This window comes from Cobetia sp. (genome assembly GCF_983723665.1).
In genome coordinates this window covers 1-4,095 of record NZ_CFDJES010000195.1, presented here as the reverse complement: position 1 = coordinate 4,095, position 4,095 = coordinate 1, and the positions used below count along the sequence as shown (strand labels likewise).

Annotated in this window: 5 protein-coding genes and 1 pseudogene; 3 read left to right on the top strand and 3 right to left on the bottom strand. The window is 62.5% G+C overall.

Annotated features, from left to right (window positions below; genetic code table 11):
• The 3 genes from AC4FAH_RS13640 to AC4FAH_RS13630 all read left to right on the top strand — a co-directional run.
• The coding region (locus tag AC4FAH_RS13640; protein WP_490246217.1) for an endonuclease/exonuclease/phosphatase family protein at positions 1–1,095 on the top strand (1,095 nt) is incomplete at its 5' end.
• 87 nt (positions 1,096–1,182) lie between these two features.
• The gene (locus AC4FAH_RS13635) at positions 1,183–1,947 is read left to right on the top strand and encodes a YiiX/YebB-like N1pC/P60 family cysteine hydrolase (protein ID WP_213114431.1); all 765 of its coding nucleotides are present in this window, start codon (positions 1,183–1,185) and stop codon (positions 1,945–1,947) included.
• A gap of 116 nt (positions 1,948–2,063) precedes the next feature.
• Complete coding sequence (locus AC4FAH_RS13630; RefSeq protein WP_054557257.1) at positions 2,064–2,564, top strand: YehS family protein; 501 nt, start codon at positions 2,064–2,066, stop codon at positions 2,562–2,564.
• Between the two features lie 89 nt (positions 2,565–2,653).
• Here the strand turns inward: AC4FAH_RS13630 and AC4FAH_RS13625 are convergent, their stop codons facing one another.
• From AC4FAH_RS13625 to AC4FAH_RS13615, 3 genes and pseudogenes are all read right to left on the bottom strand, one after another.
• Positions 2,654–2,989, bottom strand: a complete 336-nt coding sequence (locus tag AC4FAH_RS13625) for a metalloregulator ArsR/SmtB family transcription factor (RefSeq protein WP_283248893.1) — start codon at positions 2,987–2,989, stop codon at positions 2,654–2,656.
• Between the two features lie 27 nt (positions 2,990–3,016).
• Positions 3,017–3,430 (bottom strand): arsenate reductase ArsC, encoded by a 414-nt coding sequence (locus AC4FAH_RS13620; protein ID WP_107334619.1) that lies wholly within the window; start codon positions 3,428–3,430, stop codon positions 3,017–3,019.
• Between the two features lie 308 nt (positions 3,431–3,738).
• Positions 3,739–4,095: pseudogene (locus tag AC4FAH_RS13615) on the bottom strand (phosphate-binding protein); the annotation flags it as partial.

Genomic DNA, 4,095 nt, shown 5'->3' with positions numbered 1-4,095 from the left:
CTACTCGGCGTACTGACGCTGCTGATGGCAGCCTTCACCCTGCTGCCACTGACGCGTATTCGCCATTGGTCGGTGCGCATCATGGACTTCCCCCGTCTGCAGCTGGCCGCCTTGTGGGCGATGTTGTTGATCGCCGACCTCGCGGTGTCCCAGCTTGCCTTCGGGCTCAGGGTGTCACTGGCCGTGATCGCCGTGGCCGGGCTTGTCTATCAGGCACACTGGATCGTGCCCTATACCCGCCTCTTTCCCTGCGAGTCCGCGCGTACCAGACAGCACGACCGGCAGCGTCAGGTCCGCCTGCTCGCCGCCAATGTCCTGACCAGCAATCACGATAGTGACAAGCTGCTGGCCATCGTCGAACGCGAACAGCCCGACGTGCTGGTGACGCTGGAATCCGATGACTGGTGGCAGCAGCGGCTCGACGTGCTCGAGGCGGATAGCGAGCAATACGGCTATACGCACACTCTCAAATGCCCGCTGGACAACCTCTATGGCATGCATGTCTATTCACGCCTGCCACTGCATGACGCCAGCATCGACTACCTGGTCGAAGAGGATGTGCCGTCGATGCATGCGCAACTGGAGCTGGCCAGCGGTGACCGCGTGCGAGTGCACTTCCTGCACCCGGCGCCGCCCAGCCCGACCGAGAATGACGAGTCATCCGAGCGGGATGCCGAGCTGATCATCGTGGCGCGCAGCGTCGCCGACAGCCAGCAACCGGTGATCGTCACCGGTGACCTCAACGACGTGGCCTGGTCTCGCACCACGCGCCTGTTCCGCAAGCTGTCCGGCCTGCTGGACCCCCGCGTCGGCCGCGGCATGTTCAATACCTTCCACGCCAACATTCCCCTGCTGCGCTGGCCACTGGATCACCTCTTCCACAGCGAGCATTTCAGTGTGGTGCGCGTGGCGCGCATGGAAGCCTTCGGCTCCGATCACTTCCCGCTGCTCACCGAACTGGCGCTGACGCCCGCCCAGGACACCGACGAGACACTCGATGCCCCGGAGCCGGACGCCGACGACCAGGCCGAGGCCAGCGAGACCGCCAGTGACGAGAATGTCAGCCAGCAGGACGTGCCGAAACCGGGTCGCTGAGCCCGACATGCCTGAGGTGGCATTTGGCTGAATTCTCCAAAAGGTCCCAGACTGGCTGATGAGGGTTGAGCCATACGGGAGGCAGGCATGCGAGGACTCGACTGGCTGGGAACGCGGCTGGCGCGTCATCTCACGGCGCCGGGCAAGCTACCGGCGCATCGCGCCACGTCATCACCGGAAAAGCTGGCTGCCACCCTGCGGCGCGGCGATGTCCTGCTGGTCGAGGGCTCCTCGCGTATCAGCACCGCCATTCGCTACCTCACCCAGTCGACCTGGTCTCATGCCGCGCTCTGCGTGCGCACGCCGCTGGACAGCAGAGGACGTCCGGTCAGGGGCGACTGTCTGTTGGAAGCGGACGTCACCGCCGGGGTGCGCCGCGTCCCCCTCAACCATTACTGGCATCAGCACACGCGCATCTGCCGCCCGGTCGGACTCACGGAGGAGGAGATCAGCGCGTTGATCGCCCATGCCGAGGCGCGGCTGGGCCATCAATATGACCTGCGCAATATCGTCGATCTGGCTCGCTATCTGATTCGCACGCCACCGGTGCCAAGCCGCTATCGGCGCCGCATGCTGGCACTGGGCAGCGGCGACCCGACCCGCGCGATCTGCTCATCGCTGATCGCCGAAGCCTTCCAGGCCGTGCGCTATCCCATCCTGCCAGACAGTGACGCCCTGCCCTCCAGCGACCCGGCATGCCTGCACTGCTATCAGGAGTTGCTGCATATCCGCCATCACAGCCTGTTTGCGCCCTGCGACTTCGATATCTCGCCCTACTTCGACATCATCAAGCCGACCCTGTGCGCCGGATTCGCCCCCCATCGCCTGCAGTGGAGCGAACCGCCCGCCTGATCTGGTATGCTGCGCGCCATCCGCGGCCTTGCTGGCCGGCACCTTGGCATCAGTTCTGCTGTGCCGACTGCGCCGCCTGCCGCCCTCTGACACTCTTCACGACCGGAACCACGCCCGTGACCAATAACGACATCATCCGTCGCCTCCGCTACGCGCTGAACCTCTCCGACACCGACATGATCAACACCTTCGCTGCCGCGGACCACGAGGTCTCACGCGCCCAGATCAGCGATTGGCTCAAGCGCGATGATGATGAGGCTCAGCAGCGCATCAAGGACATCGACCTGGCCAGGTTCCTCAATGGCCTGATCAACGTGCGTCGCGGCAAGCGCGAAGGCGCCCAGCCGGCGCCTGAAAAGCGTCTCGACAACAACGTGATTCTGCGCAAGCTCAAGATCGCCTTCGAGCTCAAGGATGACGACATGCTCGAGCTGCTGGCATTGGCCGGTTTCGAACTGATCACCAAGTCCGAGCTGTCTGCCTTCTTCCGCAAGCCCGATCATCGCCACTACCGCGAGTGCAAGGACCAGATCCTGCGCAACCTGCTCAAGGGCATCGAGCTGCGCCATCGTCGCCATGACCCGGAGACCGAGCAGCACGCCGTCGATCCGGTCTGATCAGACCCTGATGTGCTCTCAACAACAACGCCGCCCCGGAATCCGGAGCGGCGTTGTTGTATGACGGCAATGGCGATACCAACAGCGGCTCAGCATTCGCGGTTGGGGCGCCCTTCCATGGTGGCCAGGCGCGCCAGCAACGGCGCCATGCGGTGCTGACTCCCTTCCGCCGCCGCGACCAGCGCCGGCAATACCCAGGACGGCAGGCCAGGCATCAGACGGTAATAGACCCATTGCCCCTGGCGGCGGTCCAGCAGCAGACCGCAATTGCGCAACTGGGCCAGATGGCGCGACACCTTGGGCTGCGACTCCTGCAACACGTAGGTCATCTCGCATACGCAAAGCTCGCCTTCTGCATGGATAAGCAACATCAGCACAAGGCGTGTATCGTCGCTGAGGCATTTGAAAAGACGTGTCGGGGTCAGAAGAGACAATGCAGAATTCCACCTGATTCAATGATGTGAGCGTGCCGCCAACCACAGCTGCAAGCGCGTGCGAATTTCGTTCAAGGCGCGCCCATAGGACACCGCAGTATCCTGATTGCGCGGATCTTCTATATCCCAGAACAACAGCTCATCGGTCTGGCCATCCCACTGCCGACACTGCTGCTGCGCCTTCTGACACAGCACGATGACGGCATCGAAGGACTGAGAGCGGTAGCGATCGATCGACTCGCTCGCCAGACCTGAATTATCCACCCCGGCGCGCGCCAGAGCGTCCAACGCATGCTGTTGCGGGGCATCAGGCGCGACACCGGCACTGAAGGCGTCAAACTCGTCCCCCGCCATGTTACGCAGCAATGCCTCTCCCATCAGGGAGCGGGCAGAATTGGCATTGCACAGAAAAAGCACTCGCTGTTTGGACATGACTCATCTCCAGAGCTGCAATTTTACCTTACCATAGGGTCGCATATCAGAAGTACCGCGCTTGTATAACAAACTGATGTCAGTAGCCTTTCAGGCCTTGGCGCCCCAGCTTCAGATCACTTTCTGCAACAAACCCTGTAATAACACCTGCAACAGACCCTGCAACAGACGCGAACGGGCCAGCGCAGTGACCGGCAACTGCCAGGCACACCACGCCAGCCCGCGAAGATCGCCACTCGCTACGTTCACGATGCGCTCGACCGCCGCACCGCGTGGCTCACGTCATCAGCCCTGCAGGTCCGAAAGCGTCAGGGTCTTCCTCTGTCGGCGACGGCTTGACGCGCCGCCTTGCGCGCTTCTTCGTGCGCCGGAATCAGGCCGATGCCTTTCAGGTAGCCCAGGTTGCCGACCATCTTCTCGCTCATGAACAGGTCCGCGTAGTCATACATGACCGGCGCTTCTTCCGCATGCTGATTCTTGATGTAGAAGAACATGGTACGTGCGACCGGGTAGGTCTCTTCCGAGATGGCCTCGGGAGACGGGGCGATGCCGTCGATGGTCGCGCCGCTCAGCGAGTCTTCGTTCTCCTCAAGGAAGGAATAACCGAAGACGCCGAAGGCCTCGGTGTCTTCCGACAGCTTCTGCACGATCAGGTTGTCGTTCTC